Source organism: Brevibacillus sp. AF8 (assembly GCF_021270385.1).
In the GTDB taxonomy this organism is placed as follows: domain Bacteria; phylum Bacillota; class Bacilli; order Brevibacillales; family Brevibacillaceae; genus Brevibacillus.
This window is the reverse complement of record NZ_JAGQDN010000014.1, coordinates 91,986-112,635: the sequence shown is the minus strand read 5'-3', so window position 1 is coordinate 112,635 and position 20,650 is coordinate 91,986. Positions and strand designations below refer to the sequence as shown.

Genomic DNA, 20,650 nt, shown 5'->3' with positions numbered 1-20,650 from the left:
ATGCGAAATTTAGGGAAAAGACTCTTTGGCATAAGTCTTCTTTTATTCATCATCGGTGTATGTGGAATCATCTGGCTCTTTACGAAGCAAGAAAATTTCTCCTTTTCGTTAAAACAAGTCAATGAAGAGCACGTGATCGAACAAGAGGTAAAAGCGATTGAGTTGCTGACGGAAGCGGCTGATGTGGAAATCATGGCAAGCAAGCAACCAAAAGCGAGCGTACGAATGGTCGGGGAAGTATCCGAACAACAGCAGGAGCGACTGGAGTTTCGGAGTGTAGTCTCACCAGATGGTACGCTGCTCGTAGAACTGCGTGAACTCCCCCACGTCAATATGTTTTATCCTCGTAACGGGAAGGTAAAGCTGGAAGTCTTCCTGCCAGAAAAAGTGTATGAGAACGTCCAGCTCGAAACGATGACAGGGGATATCAAGAGTGGAATGCTGCGTGCAAAGAACACGAAAATATCCACCGGCAATGGAGATGTGAACGTATCGGGCTATGAAGGAGAAGCACTTAACGTCCAGACAGCTACAGGTGATATCAATCTTGAGGATGTTCGCTCGGCCGTTGTAATCGAAAGCTCCACAGGCGAGATTGATAAACTGACAATGCCTGAGCTAACCCATGACGTTTCCATTCGAACGGATACGGGGGATATTCGAGTGACAGTGGCCAAGGAGCCTGCTGCAGCACAGTTGGAAGTAACGACAGATACAGGTTCCATCTCAACCACCTGGTCGAACCTCATCTATGAAAAGGACGAGGAATACAGGGTGAAGGCATCGATTGGATCAGGTGGACCCAAAATGACTGTGAGAAGTTCGACCGGGGATGTTCGCATTCAATAGGAGAAGTTTGGAAACACTGATGGATAGGATTGGAAACGGAAGAAACGAAAAGATTTTGACACAAAAGAGACATTACTTGTCGAATGACGAATGGTATCATATTGAAGGAAACATAATTGTGCAAAGCGAGGTTTATTCATGACCGCAAAAACTTTTAACGATACGTTTTTGAAAGCATGTCGCGGTGAAGCGACAGAGCATGTTCCGGTTTGGTACATGCGTCAGGCGGGGCGTTATCAGCCAGAATACCGCGCCATCCGCGCGAAGCATAGCTTTTTTGAAATGAATTACATACCGGAAGTTTGCGCGGAAGTGACACGTCTGCCCGTTGAGCAACTGGGTGTTGACGCTGCAATCTTGTTTGCAGATATCATGACGCCACTAAAACCGATTGGCGTGGATGTGAATATCGAATCGGGTATTGGTCCTGTAATCGCAAACCCAATCGAATCCTTGAAGGATGTTGAGCGTCTGCTTGAGCTCGATCCGGAAACACATGTGCCGTACATTCTTGAGTCCATTAAGATCTTGCGTCAGCAATTATCTGTTCCATTAATCGGTTTCGCGGGTGCACCATTTACACTGGCTAGCTATTTGATCGAAGGCGGCCCTTCCAAGCATTATCATAAGACAAAAGCATTCATGTATACGGAGCCAGTTGCTTGGCAGGCGCTGATGGAAAAACTGGGCGATATGACTATCATCTACCTCAAAGCGCAAATTAAAGCAGGTGCACAAGCTGTGCAAGTATTTGATTCGTGGGTCGGTGCATTGAATGACGAAGATTACCGCGAGTACATTACACCAGTCATGACGCGGATCTTCAACGCCCTAAAAGATACTGGCGTGCCAACGATCTATTTTGGTATCGGCGCGGGTCATCTTTTGATGGATTGGAACCGCTTGCCTGTTGATGTGGTTGGTCTGGACTGGCGTACTTCGATTACAACTGCTCGTGAAATGGGTGTGACGAAGAGGCTTCAGGGCAATTTGGACCCAACGCTGCTATTGGCACCTTGGGAGAAGCTCGAAGCGAAGGCGAAGGAAATTTTGGATGAAGGCACAAAACAGCCAGGCTTCATTTTCAACCTAGGCCACGGCGTATTCCCTGACGCCAAAGTAGAAACGCTGCAACAACTGACGAAGTTCATCCATAGTTACAAAAGGGACGTCTAATCAGGAGGGGCGCTTACATGTCAAAGCAGAAGATCGGACTCTTGTTAATGGCGTATGGAACGCCACGCAGTCCTGAACAGATTGAACCATACTATACGCACATTCGCCGTGGTCGCAAGCCACCACAAGAATTGCTCGATGATTTGATGGCTCGTTACGAGGCTGTAGATGGATTGAATCGATTTGCAGACATTACGGATGAGCAGGTTCACGCTCTCGAGCAGGAAATGAACAAACGCTACCCAGACCGTGAATTTGTAGGGTACCTTGGTTTGAAGCATATCGCTCCGTTTGTCGAAGACGCAGTAGAGCAAATGAAACGCGATGGAATTACCGAAGCGATCAGTCTTGTTCTGGCGCCTCATTATTCCAGTTACAGCGTCAAAGAATACAACGGACGAGCACAAGAGCATTCCGTGGCAATTGGTGGACCTGTCATCCACAGCATTGAGAGCTGGTATCTGGAACCAGGCTTCATCGGATATTGGGCAGATGCCATTCAAGCAACGTTTGCCGAGATGACGGATGAAGAGCGTGGACAAGCAGTCGTGATATTCTCCGCTCACAGCCTGCCGGAAAAAATTTTGAAGTCAGGTGATCCGTACCCAATGCAACTGGAAGAGACGGCAAAGCTCATTGCCGAGCAAGCAGGGATCACTTCCTATGCCATTGGATGGCAAAGTGCAGGAAATACACCTGATCCTTGGTTGGGACCAGATGTACAGGATTTGACCAGAGAGCTGTACGAAGCAAAAGGCTACCAAGCATTTGTTTACTGTCCTGTCGGATTTATTGCGGAGCATTTGGAAGTTCTGTTTGATAATGATGTGGAATGCAAAGCGGTTACAGATGAGCTAGGGGTACATTACTATCGTCCAGCGATGCCTAACGCCAGACCTGCGTTCATTTCCTGTCTGGCAGATGCAGTCGGAAAGAAGCTGGCGAATTAGGGGATCGATCATATGAGCGATAATACCTATCATATTACGATTATAGGCGGCGGTATAACAGGGTTGACCGCTGCTTTTTACTTACAAAAGGAAATCGAAGCAAAGGGCCTGCCCATCCGTTTTCAACTGATTGAAGAGCAAGGACGACTTGGTGGGAAAATCAAGACATGGCGTCACGAAGGATTTGTGATTGAGCAAGGTCCCGATTCGTTTCTCGAGCGAAAAACAAGCGCGGCTGAGTTGGCAGTGGACTTAGGGCTTGGGGATGATCTCGTTCGCAACAGTACAGGACAAGCTTATATTTGGCATCAGGATCGCCTGAAGGCTATACCAGAGGGAGCGGTCATGGGTGTGCCGACAAAGGTCATGCCTTTTGTCACAACCGATCTCATTTCTTGGCCGGGCAAGCTTCGGGCAGCTTTGGATCTCGTTCTTCCTGCCTCCAAAGGAGACGGCGATATCTCTGTGGGTGACTTTTTTCGGCGTAGGCTAGGTAATGAAGTTATTGATAATCTTATAGCGCCCTTATTGTCCGGTGTCTACTCCGGGGATCTCGACAATCTCAGCTTACTTGCGAGTTTTCCTCAATTCGCGCAAATGGAGAGGCAACATCGCAGCTTGATCGTAGCGATGAAGCATTCTCGCCCGCAAGCAAAAACGCAGGGAAAGCCAAAAGGCATCTTCCTGACGTTGAAGAACGGCTTGCAGTCTTTGGTTGAGGCAATCGAGAAGAGCTTGCCTGAAGATGTCATCTCGAAGAATACTGGTGTCAAAGAACTGGTGAAACGGCCAGACGGGAAGTACACCTTGGTATTGAAAAATGGAGAAGCGATTGAGACGGATACGGTGCTGTTGACCGTACCACATGCTGTCGCAGAGCCATTGTTCCGACCTTATGTACAAGTTCCTACCCTGCCACAAGCGAAGCCGCATATGGTAGCAACCATCGCAATGGCGTTTCCAGAGTCAGCAATTGATTTAGGGATGGAAGGGACAGGATTTATTGTACCGCGGAATTCTGGCGCAAAAATTACGGCGTGTACGTGGGCGCATCGCAAATGGCCACATACGACGCCGAAAAACAAAGCCTTGCTGCGTAGCTTTGTAGGGAGAGCAGGAGAGCAATCCTTTATGGAGCAGACGGACGAGGAAATTCTGGAGGTCATCCTCCGCGATCTGCGCAAGATCATGACGATTCGAGCAGAGCCGGATTTTTATAACGTATCACGCTTGCAAAATGCCATTCCATATGTTGTCGGACATCAGGCTTGGGTGCAGGATGTGAACAATCAATTAAAAGAAAAACTCCCTGGTGTTATCGTGGCAGGTGCGTCGTACAGTGGTGTAGGTGTACCAGATTGTATTGATCAGGGGAAAAAAGCAATAGCAGAATGGATTGCGTCTGTAAAACCGGGGAGATAGATAACCCCGGTTTTTCCTTTTTTTTCGGTGCTAAACGGCTCGTCCTGTCCATATAGTATAGGGAAATGTCCTGCACTTGAAAGGAGGAGCACGAATGGCATTACAGGATGGGCAACTCTCTTTTGCCATCAAGGAGACCATTTTCCTCTCATCCGATAGAGCTGGAATAGGTGAATTGCAAGAGCTGGAATTGGTTCCAGATGTAGAGGTGCTGGAAAACGATTCCTACATCTCGATCACGGGCTGCTTGCAATTAGTAGGGAAGTACGAGCCAATCAGGGAAGCCGCAGAAGCGACAGGCGGCGAAGGAGAATCGCTGGTTGAGGCCATGACTTTTACGCCCTTTCGCCAGGAAGCATCGGATCAAGCCTTTTATGGCTGGGAGGAACAGATCGGTCATCGCATTCCATTAAACATCACAATCCCATTGGATCGGATTACCGAGATCGGAGACATCTACGCAATTGTGGACAGTTTTGACTACAAACTGGAGTCACCACATCAAATGCTAATTGATGCCGATCTGAAGATTTTGGGGATCGTCCTGGGGGATAGAGCTGAAAAAGCGGAGCAGATCGAAACACGGGCTGCTAGTCCAGGCGAAGGAGCATGGGAATACACCTTCGCTGCTGGAGAGGATGGGCAAGAATATACGGAACCGACGTCCCTCGATGATATTGATCAAAAACTGAGTGCGCTGGAGGAAGAATTGGAGCGGCAGGCATTGCCGGCATCCTATGAATCAACCGAATCTCCTTCCATGTTCGATACTCCGGCTATTGCTCAATCCAATGAAGAGGAATACTACGAACAATATGGTGATGTGCTGGAAGTGACACAGTCCAATCCTCCAGAATCCTGGGAGACTGCTCCTATTTCGTATGACTTTGATTCCCAACAATCTGCTTCGTACGATTCTTCTGACTCCTATTCCGAACAGCCAGTATTGGCGGATGAGCAGGAGCAAATGAGAGAAATAGCCGAAAAAGATTCAGGACATGAGGAACCTATACTGGCTATACACGATCAACAGGCAATCGCATACATGCAAGTTTCCAATGAATCTACTGGTTCGTCAGTCGAGGCAGAGTCGCAGGAAGCAGTGCAAGAAGCGGTGGAAGCCAGTGTTGTAGCCGAGCCGGAACCTGAGCAAGAAGCAGAACCAGTCGTTGCACAACCAGAGACTGCCGCGGAAGATGTTGAAGTGCGAGTGGCGATTTCAGGGAAACCCTCCCAGGAAGAAAGAAGTAACGTGAACATTACTTCCATCTTCTCACAAGCGAGTCGTGCCAAACAGGAAGCGATGGCGTTGGAGGCGGAATCTTCATCCAGCTCTTCGCGACATGGGTCTGCGGCGAATGCCAGCCCTTCTACGATGGAGGCCATGCAAAATCTCACATCGTTTGTCCGGAAAAAAGAAGAGCGCTCCAGTCAGCTGAAAATGTGCATTATTCAGCGAGATGAAACGTTAGAGCATATTTCACAGCGATACTCCTTGCCTGTCTCCAAAATCGTGGAAGTAAACCGATTGACTTCCGAACAGCTTGTAGCAGGCCAGATTTTGTACATCCCACAATAGAGGAGTGGGGGACCGTGGATAAAATTGATCTCTCCGAAGTTTGCCAGCAATATCGGGCGCGCGTAATCCGAATTACGCCCCTTGATGATTGCTATTTATTGGAGACAAACCGGGGCCCCAAAGAACTCCACGTTTGGCCGCGTGTAGATGTGATGCGCTGGTCGTTTGCCTGGCGCGAACGACTGGCTCGTCAGGGGTTTCGAGAAGTGGAGCGGTTTATTCGGACGAGAGACACCAAGCCATTTTTAATTTTGGGTAAACGCGGCGTTACCATGACCGACCATCACCGACAATTCGAAGACTATCAGCCCGGCCAGGACATTGCGAGGCAATGCGGACGCGTGATCGCGATGATGCATCAGTCTCAGCAGGAAAGTCCTTTACTGTCCGGTAGTGATTTGCTCAAGCAGGAAAAGCAGCAAGTGGAGGAAAAAGGCAGGCGTGCCAAAGAGCTGGTCGAATCATTTCGAGCCAAATATGAGAAGAATTCTAAGGAAAATCGTTGGGTATCGGAGCTCATGAACCCTATGCTGCAAAGAATGGACCGTTCTGCCGCGATGTTGGCCCATGAGCGAATTACCACGGAGGCGGTCGCTGTATCCCATCGGGACCTTTTGCGTGATAACTGGGGAACGATAAACGGGAAGCTGTACTTGAGAGGCTTTTTCAGGCCGGTGATTTCTGTCCAGCAACGCGATGTTGCCACCTTTTTACGCGATCATTTTTTAACCCATAAGGATCTGAAGCAGATTGACGCTTTTTTTGACGGCTATGAAGAAATCAAGCCACTTACCTATGGAAACTATTCGTTGATTCTCGCCTTTATGGCTCGTCCTCGTGAAGTGTACAGAAGTATCGAATCTTACGTGAAACGCGTTTCGCTGGATCAAGAAGCGTCGATCGCTGGTATTGAGCACGCTTTGCAGAGTCAACAATCTGTTGACTTGCTGCTTCGGCATATTGCAGAGCGAGCCGAGCGTTCGAGGAGGGAGGGAGTCTATGAGTCGGTATGATGACATTGCTCCTTTGTTTAAAGAGTATGACATGTATGCCCAGAGCATTGACGTTTTAAAGGAGCCAAATGTATTTAAGGCGACGACTCCCTACGGCTCCTTCGTATGCAAACGAGCGCAAATACCCGTTCAACGTCTGGTTTTCGTCAGCGATATGCTTCGCCAATTGCAGCACCGCGGATGGGATGGGGCCGTTCCGTTTACGTACACGAAATACGATGATCCTTTTGTTCAACAGGGGAATACTGCCTTTTACGTAACCCCCTGGCAGCCAGGAAGTGAGGAATGGGCCGAGCAGCCCTTGTCTTGGGCGACCCCCGCCTTGGAACGTTTGGCGGAGCTTCATCATTTGACGCAAAACTATCGCTACGATGACCCGAGACAGGTAGAGCCGCTTGTGGACTCCTTGCTAAACCGTTGGCAATATTGGCAAGACCAAATGAATAAGGCGGCAACTCTTGCGCAGGAACGCAAATACCCTTCCCCTTTTGATCTGGTGTTTCTGGCAAACAAGGAGTTTATTGAGGAAATGGCTCAAACAGCGACAGACTTGTTGACCGATTGGCGAGAACGTCATGAGACACATGCTCATTTTCGCTTATCGTTAATCCATGGCAACCCGAATCCAGAGCATGTTGTGCCAGATCGATCGGGAAAAGGACGGCTGCTTAATTTTGATCGTGCCAGTTTTGATACACCAGTACGCGATTTGACGCTGTTTTATCGTACTTATTTTCAAATGGCGGGGGATGAGGCTGGAGCTTCTCAACTATTTCATCGCTACGCCGAGATATTTCCGCTGGAACCGGAAGAAATTGAACTGATGGCTTCGTTTTTGTCCTATCCGGAGAGGATCATGAGGGACTTGGATATTTATTACCATCATCCTCGCGAGTGGAGCGAGCTTTACGCTGTCCAACGTTTTGAAAAAGATATGGACCGCCTGATGCGCCTGCATCGTTGGGTCCAGCAAGCCTTTTAGCGAGCAACGTCTCACCGCGTGGGGCGTTGTTTTTCTTTTTTATAACCATTCAAGAGAGATGGCAACATAGAGCATGGCTAACAAACCGAGAAGGATGACATCAAAAGAGGTAGGAAACACAACCGTTCGAATAAACTGAAAAACCAACAGCGGAAAGAGCACTTGTTTGCAACCGTATTTGATCCGTAAATACGTGGGGTTATACTTCCAACGAAAATTCATCACAATCACCTCATTCCAGCATATGCGCGGTGACTTTGGACAGTGTCTACAACCTTGAGCAAACGCCTAAAACATTTTCATGGAAAGTAGATAGTGGTTTGAATAGTGCCCGAAAAGGGAAGGTGTAGGGCATGAAGGCTAGGACGAAACGAATAAAGGTGATCACAATGTTTTTGAAAATTGCCAAAACCCTTTTCGCAATTCCCGAAAGAAAGAATTATGCTAAAGTGTGTATGGGAGTGGCTCGGGGATGAATCATCAATTGGTCAAACTAATGGAATTGAAACAGAACTACGAGTATCTGGTATTGACCAGCAATGAGCAAAGCAAGCGCCAGGTCAATTACGAGAGTCTCATGCCATTTATAGAAGAGTTGGTCGATACGTGGTTCGTGAAAATGGACAAGCCTTGCTTCCTGTCGATCACGTTTGAATCGGCGCTAGGTGCTGTCTATTTTCGAATCGAGCGTGGGAACAAAGAGAGTGCAATAGCGCAGCGCGAAGTAGAGGAGCGTATAGTTGTCTCGGAACAGTGTGACACCGCTCAAACACCGCGTTATGTCCGCTTGTTCGCCCAGAGTAACGTCAACGACCGTGATCTAAAGGAACTGGAGAAATCTTTTTATGGACTGCTCCTCGTAAACATTCGGGCGTTGATCCTCAGATGTCAACAGGACCAGTCATCAGGACAGCGAGAAATCGAGATGGAGATGAAGCTGGCTAGACGAATGCAGTCGATGCTCATTCCGACAGAGGAATTGCAGTTGACCAGTTTGCGAACAAGAACGGTTTACGTACCAGTTGATTATGTAGGCGGAGATTACATCGACTATAGACAAATCAATGATCGCTACACCTGTTTTATCATAGCGGATGTGTCTGGGCACGGTTTTTTGGCCAGTATTTGGGCAACGGGGATTAGGATTGCCGTACGACAGGTTTTGCAGTCCAGCTATCTGCCGGACGAGATTTTGGAAAGACTCAATCAGTTGCTTTATGCAGATTTGGTGAAAACCCGTTCTTACATTACGATGCTGGTTGCAGTCTATGATGAAGTGGAACACAAAATTCGATTTAGCAGAGCAGGGCATCCGCAGCCTTTTTATTTGTCCAGGTCGAATCAAACCATTTTAACTAGCAAGGGCGGGGTCGGTCTAGGGCTTTTGCCCGATAGCACGTACCAAATGGAGGAGGTACCCTTAGAAGAAGAGGGCATGCTATTACTCTACACAGATGGCTTGCTGGATACAGGGAGAAAAGAAGTGATTCGAGGCAGCAGGCATTGGCTTGAAGAACTAACCTCCTTATTAAAGATGCCTGGTGACACTAAGCAGGACTTGATGAATCGAGTTGAGGCCTACTTAATGGAGATAACACAGCAGCGACAACAAACGGATGATATTTCTGTGTTGATTCTTCAATTTGAGCCTGAAGAGAGTATAGCCCTCGTGTAGTTGCGTCAGTGAATAGGAGGATGAACTGTGATTTTGTGTGAGCGTTGTCCGGACAATCCCACTTGTGATAATTGCCTTGTCGCGCTACGTTCTGGCGGTGCAGCAAACAAAGTTGTTCCGCCCCGCACTGTAAAGGTGACGAACCTAGCAACGATGGAATCGTTCCAGGCGAAGCTGGTAGCAGTGAGTCGGACGACCATTGGGTTAAGCAGTTCTGATCATGATTTGCACGGACGCATAGAAATAGAGCTCGCCTATGATTTTCGAATTATCGGTAGCGGATTGCGTGGTATAGCAGGTGATCCTTACTATATTATCGACATCGAAAAAGTTTTGCGACGGGAAGATGTTCTGGAGCGATTGCTCCTGGAAGAATTTCACACGTGGCACATGAGTGGCGAATTGGACCCTACAGACGTCTTGTTACATTGGAAGGATCGAGACGACGAGCGGGGGCGATTAATCAAACAAGAGATTCAAAAGTTATCGATACTGCGTCAGATCGAGACCGTTTTCCTCTATCTTTACGATGAAGGGAAAGTGCGTCCGCTGGGTGACGTTCGTGCGAGTTTGGAAGTCGAGCGAGAAATGCAACGACTGGTCGAAGAGGCAGCGGGAATGGGCGGACCTGTGAGGGAGCAAATTGTCACCTCGGATGGTACAAAGGTGTTCGAATTATACACATCTGTCTTGCCAGATCGGACCTGTGGAATCGCTTTGATTGATGTCACCGCCGTCATTGCAGAAGAGCGAAAAAGCAAAAGACGGGAATGGGAGATCTACAGGGATATTCTGGGTGTGGTCACAGAAGGTAAGCTGTTGTTGCTTAGTGATGAAGAATTATTTTTCTTGCTTCGGGAAGGGCATAAGCTCTTGGCGATCGATATCCGTTTACCGGAGCAGCTTGCAGAACTGCGAAAATTATTCAAGCAGGCTTTGGAACCACAAGGAATTTCTGATAAGCGATTGCTGCAGTTTCTCGTTGCGGTCAACGAAGCTGCTTCGAATACGTTGAAGCACGGCAATGGCGGTGTGGTCACGTTATACTTATCGAATGACAGGCAGATGTGCCGGGCTGTGATCCATGATGAAGGACAAGGAATTTTGCTCGAGGATATTCCGCGAGCTACCCTACAGCAAGGATTTTCTACACGCCACTCGCTTGGGGCCGGTTTTCATGTGATCCTGCAATACTGTGATCGTGTATATTTGAGTAGCTCGCTGGCGGGTACAAAGCTTATTTTAGAATGTATCCTTCCGCGTTAAGCAACGATTTCCAAAAAGCCAAATGTTTGCAAGTGAATGAAAATGGGTAATATAGTAAAAGGACGAGCAGATTGGGTGTACCGATACCTATTGAGAGGAGTTTGAGCATGGACTACCGCGCAACAGAGGCGAACGGACAAGCTACATTGTTTTTCGTCGGAGAGTTGGACATGGCTGTAGGAGATCGAGTAGGTGAATTGCTCCAGCAGTATGGAGGGCGAAATCAATCCGTTACCGTCGATTTTCAAGGTGTCTCCTTTGTAGATTCTTCCGGTATTGGAAGCCTGTTTTTTACCACGAAAGAACTATTGGCCATGGGCAAACAGGTAGAAATCGTCAATGTCCGAGAAGAAATTCTCGATATTTTGGGCGTTCTCGGTTTTACCGAAGCACTGGGCATTGCAGTTGGAAAAGTGGGCGAAACCCGGGTTTGACGCCAAACAGCGTGATTGTATATAATAGTGAAAGCTAATAATAAGACAACTACATACGATATGAACGATGAGTGGGAAGAGTAAGTCAGGACGCCTTGGCAGAGAGGAGAATCAGATGCTGCGAGATTCTCTAAGGTCATGAATGGCTGAAGGTCGCCCAGGAGTTTTTTCGGTGAAAGCATGCGCCTAGCCGAGACCGGTTCGCAACCGTTATCTTGTCAGAGTGAACACGCCATAAGCATGACGTTTATCGTGTGTTAACAAAGGTGGTACCGCGAAAATAATCCTTTCGTCCTTTGCGATGAAGGGTTTTTTTATTTTTTGCAAAGCAAGTTATGCGAATAGGAGGAGTCGTACATGTCTACACAGCCAACAACCGACATCGACCAATTGCTGCCGAAAAACTATGATCCAAAAGCAGCAGAAAACAAATGGTATCCGTATTGGATTGAAAAACAATTTTTCAAGGCAGAACGTGATCCGAATAAACGCCCGTTTACAATTGTTATTCCACCGCCGAACGTAACGGGTAAATTGCACCTGGGCCACGCGCTGGATACAACTTTGCAAGATATCATTACCCGTACCAAACGTATGCAAGGCTACAGCGCCTTGTTCTTGCCAGGTATGGACCACGCCGGTATCGCAACCCAAGCGCGGGTAGAAGCTACCTTGCGTGAAGAAGGCATCTCTCGCCATGATCTGGGTCGCGAAAAATTCGTGGAAAAGGTATGGGAGTGGAAGCACATTTACGCTTCGCATATTCGTGAGCAATGGGAAAAGCTCGGTCTTGCCCTGGATTACTCGCGCGAGCGTTTTACCATGGATGAGGGCTTGTCCCAAGCTGTACGCGAAGTATTTGTTCGTCTGTATGAAAAAGGCTTGATCTATCGCGGCAACCGCATCATTAACTGGGACCCTGCTGCTCGCACGGCTCTCTCCGATATTGAAGTAATCTACAAGGAAGTAAAAGGTGCGCTACATCACATGCGTTACCCATTGGCAGATGGCACTGGTTATATCGAAGTAGCTACAACCCGACCTGAAACGATGCTCGGTGATACGGCTGTAGCGGTACATCCGGAAGATGAGCGTTATAAAGACATGATCGGAAAAACCGTGATTTTGCCAATCGTAGGACGCGAAATTCCAATCGTAGCGGATGACTACGTTGATCCTGAGTTTGGTTCTGGCGCTGTAAAAATTACGCCAGCACACGATCCGAATGACTTTGAATTGGGCCTTCGTCATCAGTTGCCACAAATCGTTGTCATGGATGAGACGGGCACGATGAACGAGCTGGCAGGTATCTACAAAGGCTTGGATCGCTTTGCTTGCCGTAAGCAAATCATCAAGGACTTGACCGAGCAAGGTGTTATGTTCAAGGTTGAGGAGCATATTCATCAGGTTGGACATAGTGAGCGCAGCGATGCAGTCGTAGAACCATATCTTTCTACCCAATGGTTCGTAAAAATGCAGCCTTTGGCTGACGAAGCACTGGCTAATGCAAACAGCCCTGAGAGTGTGAAATTTGTCCCGGAGCGTTTCAAGACAAATTACCTGCGTTGGATTGAAAACATCCGCGACTGGTGCATCTCTCGTCAGCTTTGGTGGGGTCACCGAATTCCCGCATGGTATTGCGGAGATTGTAACGAAACGATTGTATCTCGCACGGATGTGACTGAGTGCCCTAGCTGCCACAGCCACAAACTGGAGCAGGACAACGACGTCCTCGATACATGGTTCTCCTCTGGTCTATGGCCGTTCTCGACACTGGGCTGGCCGGAAGAATCCGAGGACATGAAATACTTCTACCCAACGAATGTCCTGGTAACAGGCTACGATATCATCTTCTTCTGGGTTGCTCGCATGATGTTCTCAGGTCTTGAGTTTACCGGGAAAAGTCCGTTTGAGTCTGTCTTGATCCACGGCATTATTCGCGACTCCGAGGGCCGCAAAATGTCCAAATCACTCGGCAACGGTGTCGATCCGATGGAAGTGATCGAGAAGTACGGAGCAGATGCGCTGCGATACACACTGGCGACCGGAAACTCCCCAGGGAATGACCAACGCTTCTATTGGGAAAAGGTGGAGGCAAACCGCAACTTCGCGAACAAGATTTGGAATGCGTCTCGTTTTGCCCTGATGAACCTGGCTGACTTCAAATACGAGGAAATCGATTTGAGCGGTGAGCTGACTACACCAGACAAATGGATTCTCTCCCGCCTGCAAGCGACAATCGCAGATGTAACCCGTCTGTCTGACGCATTTGAATTCGGTGAAGCAGGCCGTGTACTTTACAACTTCATTTGGGATGACCTGTGTGACTGGTATATCGAGATGGCGAAGCTGCCGCTGTACGGTACAGATGAAGCGGCAAAGAAAACGACCCAATCCGTTCTGGTTACGGTTTTGGATCAAACGCTCAAGCTGTTGCATCCGTTCATGCCGTTCATCACGGAAGAAATTTGGCAGGCATTGCCTCACCAAGGCGAGAGCATCACAGTAGCACCTTGGCCAACTGTTAACGAGCAATGGATTTTTGCGGAAGCAGAAAGCGAAATGAACCAGTTGATGGATATCATCCGCAGCGTACGCAACATCCGCGCAGAAGTAAACGTACCGATGTCCAAGAAAATTGAGCTCTTGATCAAGCCAAGCGATGCATTGTCCGCTGAACGACTGACACGCGGTGAGCACTACCTCACTCGTTTCTGCAACCCTGAGCGTCTGGAAATCAGCCTGGATCTGGCTACGCCTGATAAAGCGATGTCTGCTGTGATCACGGGAGCAGAATTGTTCCTTCCACTGGCAGGCTTGATCGATATCGAGCAAGAGCTGAAGCGTCTGGAAAAAGAAGTGGCGACACTCAACGGCGAAGTGGAGCGCATTGAGAAAAAGCTCAACAATGCCGGATTTATGGCCAAGGCACCTGAAAAAGTAGTCGAAGAGGAAAAGGCGAAGATGGCAGACTACATGGATAAGCGGGATAAGGTGATTGCACGACTTGCTGAATTGAAGGGCGAATGATCCGCCATACCATCGCATATTTTTGAGAATGGAGCATTGTGGTATGCATGCAGAAGAAGGGTTTGTAGAATACACGCAAGCGCTCGACTGGCTGCATGGACTGCTCAGGTTCGGTCAACGGCCGGGGCTTGAGAGAATGCAGTGGGTTTTGGAGCAACTAGGACATCCTGAGCGGAGAATCCCATTTATTCATGTGGCTGGGACCAATGGAAAAGGTTCAACCTGCGCATTCCTGACGCAAATGCTGATGGAAGCCGGATATAGTGTAGGTACATTTACCTCCCCCTATTTGGTGGATTTCCGTGAACGCATCCGTTACAACGGCAGCATGATCACGGAAGAAGACCTATTGCAACTGGTGAATGAAGTCAAGGTATGGGTGCGACGATGCGAACAAGAAACAGAGTTCGGTTCCCCTACCGAATTTGAAGTGATTACGCTGATCGCCATTCTTTATTTTTCAAGAGTGGCGAGACCAGCGGTAGTCGTATGGGAAACAGGATTAGGCGGGCGATTGGATTCGACGAACGTCGTCCTTCCGCTTGTTTCAGTCATCACGAATATCGGCATGGACCATACACAGGTGTTGGGAGAAAGCTTGGAAGATATTGCCCGGGAAAAAGCGGGGATTATCAAGCCGGGTGTTCCTGTAGTCACGGGTGAGGTTAGGCCGGAACTTCTCGCGATTTTTGAGGAGCGCGCGAGACAAATGAAGAGTACGCTATACCATATAGGTGAACATTTCCAGGCAGAGCAGGTAGAGGAGCAGCTGGGTGACCAACAGTTTCGTTACAAAAGCATTCACCGTCGTGCGGAAGCATCCTACCGTCTTACCATGAATGGCATTCACCAAACAACCAATGCAGCCGTTGCTTTAATGACTATCGATGTCCTGCGAAATTACTTCTCTTTCTTGCTGGAGGAAGAAGAAATATCTCGCGGTTTGCAACAAACGCGTTGGCCTGGTCGTCTAGAAGTCATCTCTCCAAGACCAATGGTTATCTTGGATGGGGCACACAATCAGGAAGGAATGGAGGCACTTGTAAGCAGTCTGGATCGGTTGTTACCGGATGGAGTACAGCTGCATTTGCTCTTTTCTGGATTGGCAGATAAGCCGCTTGCCAAAATGGCAGAGTCGCTCGCACCAGTAAAGTCAAAAATTAAAAAGCTGCATGTGACAACCTTTGACTTCCCGCGTGCAGCCGAAGCCAATAGCTTACAAGAGTCGTTTTTAGCCGGTGGCTGGGAGCAAGAGTATCTCGATGCAGTCCCAGACTGGCGGGCGTTTCTCCTTTCTTGGATGCGGGAGAAGCAATCAGCGAAGGCGGATGACTGGTTGGTCGTCTGCGGTTCGCTCTACTTCATCGCCCAAGTACGCGCATTCTTTCCCACTATAGTAGAAGAGGCAGGTGAATAGGGTGGATCAGGCCCAACACGTCCACTTTGTGGGCATCGGCGGTTATGGCATGAGTGCCATTGCCCGCGTCTTGATCGACCTTGGATACAAGGTAACCGGCTCCGATGTCGCCATGAACGATTTGGCGAAAAAGCTGGAAGCAAGAGGGGCGGTCATTCATATTGGCCATAACGCTGCCCACGTGGAGGGAGCAGACAGCATCGTATACTCCACCAGTATTTCTAAAGACAATCCTGAGGTGATCGCAGGCCAAGCGCTAGGAATTCCGGTCATGCACCGTTCCCAAATGCTTGCTCGCATATTAAATGAGCGTACAGGAGTAGCAGTAGCCGGAGCACACGGCAAGACGACCACGACCTCGATGATCTCTCACGTGCTGGAAGAGTGCGGTGTAGACCCGACTTTCATCATCGGCGGTGAGTTAATGAGTGCTGGTACCAACGCAAAGGCAGGTGCCAGTGACTATGTCATTGCCGAGGCAGACGAGAGCGACGGTTCCTTTTTGGAATATAGACCGATGTATGAAATTGTGACGAGCATCGAACCAGATCATCTGGAGCATTTCGATGGCGACTTCAACAATTTGAAACAGGCGTACGTCCAGTTCTTGAGCCATCTCAAACCGGATGGAAAAGCGGTCCTGTGTATCGATGATTCACATGTGCGAGAAGTCATGCCGTCCGTCGAAAAAACGGTCGTGACGTATGCAGTCGATCCGAACTTTGTGGCACAAGCACAGTTTTCTGCCACTTCGATTGAATGTGGAGATCGTTGCAGTACATGCCAGATTTATCACAAGGATGAACGGTTGGGTGAATTGTGTCTCGTAGTCCCAGGCAAGCATAATATTGCAAATGCACTGGCTGCGATCATTGTATGCCTGGATATTGGCCTATCCTTTGATAAAATTGCACAGGCACTGTCTACTTTCAGCGGTGCCAAGCGCAGATTTCAAATTATCGGGGATGCACGAGGCGTCCTGGTCGTAGACGACTATGCGCATCATCCGACAGAAATTATCGCGACACTAAGCGGGGCAAGGGCGTCAGGCCGTCGTGTAATCGCTGTGTTTCAGCCGCAACGCTACACACGCACCTATTTCCTCATGGATGAATTCAGCCGTGCCTTTGCAGAAGCAGACGAAGTGATCATCACGGATATCTACTCCCCAGCGGGAGAAGAAAAAATCGAAGGAGTAACCTCCGAAGTGTTGGTGCAAAAAATCCGCACCAACAGCCACCCGCGTGCGCAGTACATTCCGACGAAGGAACAAATGCAGGAGCATGTCTTCAAAGGATTGCAAGAGGGCGATCTCGTGTTGACAATGGGTGCAGGAGACATTTGGAAATCCGCTTACTGGCTGGCTGAAAAGCTTGAGAAGTAACGGATAGAGACGTATACAGACTTGGAACCTACGGGTTTCAAGTCTTTTTATTTACGATCGCAAAGTTTTTGTGAAATACTGCTAAGAATGATCTACCTATATTTTAAAAGGCATCGATGAACCAACCAAGCTAGTGAGAAGAAAAAGCACAGGGCTCGCAGACCTTGACAACGCCTACCCAGTCGGAACTACAAAAAGGGGACCGCGCTTGTCGAACACTTCTTCTTTGAGAAACGTCCGCCCGTAGGGGTGGCTTTGGCTCGACGGTCCCCTTTTTTTAGTGGAGATGATCAGTGAATCTCCCTTGTGGGCGTGTCAGAGTCGAAGAGAACTGTGCTTTTTCTTCTCCACCACTATGTTGACTCAAACCAAAATGCCTTTTTTCTTAAAAAATTAGTACCAGATACTAATATCTAGTGTTATAATCAGATCATAAAAACGGAAGGTGATGATTGGATGATGACAAATACAAGCCCCTTCAAGTCGCGAATTACCGCCATCGGTACGTATGTGCCGAGTCGCGTTCTTACCAATACAGATATGGAAAAGCTAGTGGATACATCGAATGAGTGGATTTTGCAACGAACGGGTATTCATGAGCGCCGTATGGCAAGGGAAGATGAATTTACCAGTGATTTGGCCATCGCTGCTATCCACGATATGATCGCAAATTACGGGAAGGATGTCCGCGATGTCGATATGATTTTGGTGGCGACCAGTACGCCAGATTATCCATTCCCAAGTGTAGCAAGTCAAATCCAGGCGCATTTTCAAGTCGAACAGACGGGAGCCATGGACCTCTCCGCTACCTGTGCAGGATTTACGTATGCGCTCCATACGGCAAATGCACTCATTAGCTCTGGCTTGCATCGCAAAGTGCTGGTGGTAGGTGCAGAAACGTTAACAAAAGTTACTGACTATACGGATCGTACGACATGCATTCTGTTCGGTGACGGTGCGGGCGCGGTGCTGGTTGAGCAAGACTCTACAGCTCCTGGTTTTTTGTCCGCCTACTTAGGTTCAAAAGGGGACGGAGGGATTCATGTATACCGCTCGGGCTTGTCAACGCATATGGATGGACGAGAATTGAGCGGGAATGGATGCATGGTCCAAAACGGGAGAGAAGTCTACAAGTGGGCAGTAACTACTGTTCCAAAGGGGATGCAGGAGGTAGTGAGCCGTGCGGGCAAATTACTCGAAGATGTGGACTGGTTCATCCCGCACAGTGCCAATTTGCGCATGATCGAATCCATTTGTGAGAAGAGTCAGTTCCCTCTTGAAAAAACATTGTACAGTCTGACACATTACGGGAACACATCAGCGGCTACCATCCCATTGTCGCTCGCCCTGGGGATCAAGGAAGGCAAAGTAAAGGCAGGGGACACGATCCTGATGTATGGGTTTGGCGGTGGTCTCGTCCACGGTGGTCTTTTGTTTACGTGGAATCCGTAAAAGTGGTCATAGATCGAAAATAGAGAGGCTGTCCAGAACCGTTCTGGGCAGTTTTTTTGTCCCGGGAATGGCAGATATCCTTTATGGACTGTTTTCGACTGGGGGAAGAAAAAATGACTAACGCTGTGATATTATTCGTGCTCTGCCTTTACCTTTCGTGGGTAGATTTTCATCATAGACGAATACCTAATCGCGCGTTAGTTGCAGGGTTTGTATTGATTTCATTTTTCGAGTTTGTTCTCTTTTCGCCGATGGAATGGCTGATGGCTGGACTCTTTTCGATTCTCTGTTTACTCGTGTTTGGAGGCATCAGCTGGTACAGGCCGCTTGCACTTGGGATGGGGGATGTGAAACTGTTCGCTCTCGTCTGCTATGGAATTGGGGTTCGTGATTTTGTTCTTGTTCTTACGGTTGCGAGCTTGGCAGCCTTGCTCGTTTCTCTCGTTTTGTTGCTGATACGAAAAGGAAGTATCAAATGCGAGGTGCCGTTTGCGCCTTTTGTGACGATTGGGCTAGCTGTCCTTTTGGTTATGAGCGAAACCTCTTGAATTGGCATGGGGAATAGTAGTAGTAACAAATTCGATAGAATCACTAGATAGAAGTCATAACCCGTCCGAGCAAAACGTATGCTAGTACAAAGAGCCTGTGACTAGGAGGGCAAGCGTATGAGCGGACAAAATAAAAATCGTGTGACGGTCAAAATGAACGGCAGATTTTGGGATGAAAAGCGGGATGACATCCCAAAGGAAGAAAGTAGAAAGCGCACCCCAAAGGATGATACGCCACGCATTCGTTTTCAAGCTCCTCCCTTACCATTTACTGACCCGTTTAAGGAGAAGGGCAACGAAGCATGGGAACGCATGATGCAGCTACGAGGAGCTGCAGCCAAAGAAACGAAGTCGAACGTTGAATTCGACCAGACGACAAACTACTCCCACGAAATCGATTATTCCTTCGAGGATACCGAAGAGAAGGCATACAGAAGTAGTCCGATGAGTCGGCTTGCAGCGCTATGGCCAAAGGGACCCTTTTGGCGTACGACTTTAACAACAGGTGGGGCTGTAGCAATTGGCCTCTTGTTCGGATTTCTTGTTTTGACGGTCTTTTCCCAAAAGGAGTTTTCCGAGTCGTACGGAAATGTTCTGAGTGAAACGGTTCAGACACTGACCGCGCCGGGTGCAGGCACTGAACAAACGGTTGGGAAAAATGGTGTGGCAGGTCCTGCCTTGCCAGATGAAAGTCAGCAAACGCAAGGTGCGTCGATGAAAGGTATCGCAGCGGGTCAAACAGCAGTAGCTCTAAAACTTCCAGCCGTAAACATGTACGTTGCACAGGCGGGTGTATTTCAACCGGATGCATCGCCGCAAACAGCTGTAGAACCACTGGAGAAGGCTGGTATTCCTCATCTGCTGTATAAGGACGCGAGCAAGCAGTACATGTTCGCAGCCGCTGCTCCCACAAGAGATGCTGTGCTAGGCTTTGCTGCCAGCTTGAAAAACAAAGGCATGGATATTTACGTCAAAGAATTTACCTTTCCCGCTTTTGAAGGGTCTGTCCCTGTCGGAAAAGCCGCGAACGCATCTGGTGATCCTAACGTGAATGCCTTTTTCACCCACGGACTTAAACTCGTCCAAACGCTTTCGGCACAATCAGGGTTGATTATTACGACGGGTCAGCTTTCGCCAACGGCAAAAGAAACGGCAGAATTAAAAGAAATTCACCGCCAATTTCTGGAGGAAAGCCGTAAAATGGAAGCCAAGGAAGCCTGGAAGCCACTGCTAGATGGGATGGTAAATGGGGTGAATCAAGCGCTGGCAGCTAGGGACAAAATGGCAGAAGCGAGCGCTGGCAAAAAGGTGGAAAGCGCCGAATCCTATGCGTGGCAAGTGCAGGCAGGTGTTCTTGCCTTTTTCGAGAGCTATGCGAGCTGGATTCAAAATGCACGCACATCGACATAAAAATATGTTTATATGGTCTTCCGCAAGGTTTTCTTGCAGGAGGCCTTTTCTTTCTATACAGTA

At 48.5% G+C, this 20,650-nt stretch carries 17 protein-coding genes and 1 other annotated feature; of the genes, 16 read left to right on the top strand and 1 reads right to left on the bottom strand.

The window, feature by feature from the left end:
- The 7 genes from KB186_RS18365 (at position 1) to KB186_RS18335 (ending at position 7,971) form a co-directional block, all read left to right on the top strand.
- The gene (locus tag KB186_RS18365; RefSeq protein WP_173608496.1) at positions 1–849 is read left to right on the top strand and encodes a DUF4097 family beta strand repeat-containing protein; all 849 of its coding nucleotides are present in this window, start codon (positions 1–3) and stop codon (positions 847–849) included.
- Positions 850–987: 138 nt separating this feature from the next.
- On the top strand, positions 988–2,025 hold the full coding sequence (gene hemE, locus KB186_RS18360; RefSeq protein WP_173608495.1) for a uroporphyrinogen decarboxylase: 1,038 nt from the start codon (positions 988–990) through the stop codon (positions 2,023–2,025).
- Positions 2,026–2,042: 17 nt separating this feature from the next.
- Positions 2,043–2,975, top strand: coding sequence for a ferrochelatase (gene hemH / locus KB186_RS18355; RefSeq protein ID WP_221869286.1), 933 nt, complete (start codon positions 2,043–2,045; stop codon positions 2,973–2,975).
- Between the two features lie 12 nt (positions 2,976–2,987).
- Positions 2,988–4,397: a protoporphyrinogen oxidase gene (gene hemY / locus KB186_RS18350; protein ID WP_221869287.1), complete on the top strand. Its 1,410-nt coding sequence runs from the start codon at positions 2,988–2,990 to the stop codon at positions 4,395–4,397.
- A 94-nt stretch (positions 4,398–4,491) separates the two neighbouring features.
- Entirely contained in the window at positions 4,492–5,976 is a 1,485-nt protein-coding gene (locus KB186_RS18345) for a LysM peptidoglycan-binding domain-containing protein (protein ID WP_173608492.1), read from the top strand.
- 14 nt (positions 5,977–5,990) lie between these two features.
- Positions 5,991–6,989 carry a phosphotransferase gene (locus tag KB186_RS18340; RefSeq protein WP_173608491.1) on the top strand — a complete coding sequence of 333 codons (999 nt, stop codon included), beginning with the start codon at positions 5,991–5,993 and terminating at the stop codon, positions 6,987–6,989.
- Positions 6,976–7,971 carry a protein kinase family protein gene (locus KB186_RS18335; RefSeq protein WP_173608490.1) on the top strand — a complete coding sequence of 332 codons (996 nt, stop codon included), beginning with the start codon at positions 6,976–6,978 and terminating at the stop codon, positions 7,969–7,971. The genes KB186_RS18340 and KB186_RS18335 overlap by 14 nt, the downstream gene beginning before the upstream one ends.
- A gap of 39 nt (positions 7,972–8,010) precedes the next feature.
- Here the strand turns inward: KB186_RS18335 and KB186_RS18330 are convergent, their stop codons facing one another.
- Complete coding sequence (locus KB186_RS18330) at positions 8,011–8,193, bottom strand: hypothetical protein (RefSeq protein WP_217366939.1); 183 nt, start codon at positions 8,191–8,193, stop codon at positions 8,011–8,013.
- Between the two features lie 250 nt (positions 8,194–8,443).
- Between KB186_RS18330 and KB186_RS18325 the strand changes: the two genes are divergently transcribed.
- From KB186_RS18325 to KB186_RS18285, 9 genes are all read left to right on the top strand, one after another.
- Positions 8,444–9,646: a PP2C family protein-serine/threonine phosphatase gene (locus KB186_RS18325; protein WP_173608489.1), complete on the top strand. Its 1,203-nt coding sequence runs from the start codon at positions 8,444–8,446 to the stop codon at positions 9,644–9,646.
- A 27-nt stretch (positions 9,647–9,673) separates the two neighbouring features.
- Positions 9,674–10,912, top strand: a complete 1,239-nt coding sequence (locus tag KB186_RS18320; RefSeq protein ID WP_173608488.1) for an ATP-binding protein — start codon at positions 9,674–9,676, stop codon at positions 10,910–10,912.
- 107 nt (positions 10,913–11,019) lie between these two features.
- Positions 11,020–11,346: an STAS domain-containing protein gene (locus KB186_RS18315; protein WP_007726674.1), complete on the top strand. Its 327-nt coding sequence runs from the start codon at positions 11,020–11,022 to the stop codon at positions 11,344–11,346.
- 58 nt (positions 11,347–11,404) lie between these two features.
- Positions 11,405–11,646: a binding site (T-box leader), on the top strand.
- A 57-nt stretch (positions 11,647–11,703) separates the two neighbouring features.
- Positions 11,704–14,376 carry a valine--tRNA ligase gene (locus KB186_RS18310; RefSeq protein WP_173608487.1) on the top strand — a complete coding sequence of 891 codons (2,673 nt, stop codon included), beginning with the start codon at positions 11,704–11,706 and terminating at the stop codon, positions 14,374–14,376.
- 43 nt (positions 14,377–14,419) lie between these two features.
- Positions 14,420–15,793 carry a bifunctional folylpolyglutamate synthase/dihydrofolate synthase gene (locus tag KB186_RS18305; protein ID WP_232774115.1) on the top strand — a complete coding sequence of 458 codons (1,374 nt, stop codon included), beginning with the start codon at positions 14,420–14,422 and terminating at the stop codon, positions 15,791–15,793.
- Position 15,794: 1 nt separating this feature from the next.
- Positions 15,795–17,177 carry a UDP-N-acetylmuramate--L-alanine ligase gene (gene murC / locus KB186_RS18300; protein WP_173608485.1) on the top strand — a complete coding sequence of 461 codons (1,383 nt, stop codon included), beginning with the start codon at positions 15,795–15,797 and terminating at the stop codon, positions 17,175–17,177.
- Between the two features lie 456 nt (positions 17,178–17,633).
- Positions 17,634–18,629, top strand: a complete 996-nt coding sequence (locus KB186_RS18295; RefSeq protein WP_173608484.1) for a ketoacyl-ACP synthase III — start codon at positions 17,634–17,636, stop codon at positions 18,627–18,629.
- 113 nt (positions 18,630–18,742) lie between these two features.
- Positions 18,743–19,177, top strand: a complete 435-nt coding sequence (locus KB186_RS18290; protein WP_173608483.1) for a prepilin peptidase — start codon at positions 18,743–18,745, stop codon at positions 19,175–19,177.
- Between the two features lie 117 nt (positions 19,178–19,294).
- Entirely contained in the window at positions 19,295–20,587 is a 1,293-nt protein-coding gene (locus KB186_RS18285) for a hypothetical protein (RefSeq protein ID WP_232774114.1), read from the top strand.
- Positions 20,588–20,650: the final 63 nt, after the last annotated feature.

Bases quoted from the DNA above. Each gene is read 5' to 3' on its own strand.
- KB186_RS18365 (WP_173608496.1), top strand. From the start codon at position 1: ATGCGAAATTTAGGGAAAAGACTCTTTGGCATAAGTCTTCTTTTATTC.
- hemE (WP_173608495.1), top strand. From the start codon at position 988: ATGACCGCAAAAACTTTTAACGATACGTTTTTGAAAGCATGTCGCGGT.
- hemH (WP_221869286.1), top strand. From the start codon at position 2,043: ATGTCAAAGCAGAAGATCGGACTCTTGTTAATGGCGTATGGAACGCCA.
- hemY (WP_221869287.1), top strand. From the start codon at position 2,988: ATGAGCGATAATACCTATCATATTACGATTATAGGCGGCGGTATAACA.
- KB186_RS18345 (WP_173608492.1), top strand. From the start codon at position 4,492: ATGGCATTACAGGATGGGCAACTCTCTTTTGCCATCAAGGAGACCATT.
- KB186_RS18335 (WP_173608490.1), top strand. From the start codon at position 6,976: ATGAGTCGGTATGATGACATTGCTCCTTTGTTTAAAGAGTATGACATG.
- KB186_RS18330 (WP_217366939.1), bottom strand. From the start codon at position 8,193: ATGAATTTTCGTTGGAAGTATAACCCCACGTATTTACGGATCAAATAC.
- KB186_RS18325 (WP_173608489.1), top strand. From the start codon at position 8,444: ATGAATCATCAATTGGTCAAACTAATGGAATTGAAACAGAACTACGAG.
- KB186_RS18315 (WP_007726674.1), top strand. From the start codon at position 11,020: ATGGACTACCGCGCAACAGAGGCGAACGGACAAGCTACATTGTTTTTC.
- KB186_RS18310 (WP_173608487.1), top strand. From the start codon at position 11,704: ATGTCTACACAGCCAACAACCGACATCGACCAATTGCTGCCGAAAAAC.
- KB186_RS18305 (WP_232774115.1), top strand. From the start codon at position 14,420: ATGCATGCAGAAGAAGGGTTTGTAGAATACACGCAAGCGCTCGACTGG.
- KB186_RS18295 (WP_173608484.1), top strand. From the start codon at position 17,634: ATGATGACAAATACAAGCCCCTTCAAGTCGCGAATTACCGCCATCGGT.
- KB186_RS18290 (WP_173608483.1), top strand. From the start codon at position 18,743: ATGACTAACGCTGTGATATTATTCGTGCTCTGCCTTTACCTTTCGTGG.
- KB186_RS18285 (WP_232774114.1), top strand. From the start codon at position 19,295: ATGAGCGGACAAAATAAAAATCGTGTGACGGTCAAAATGAACGGCAGA.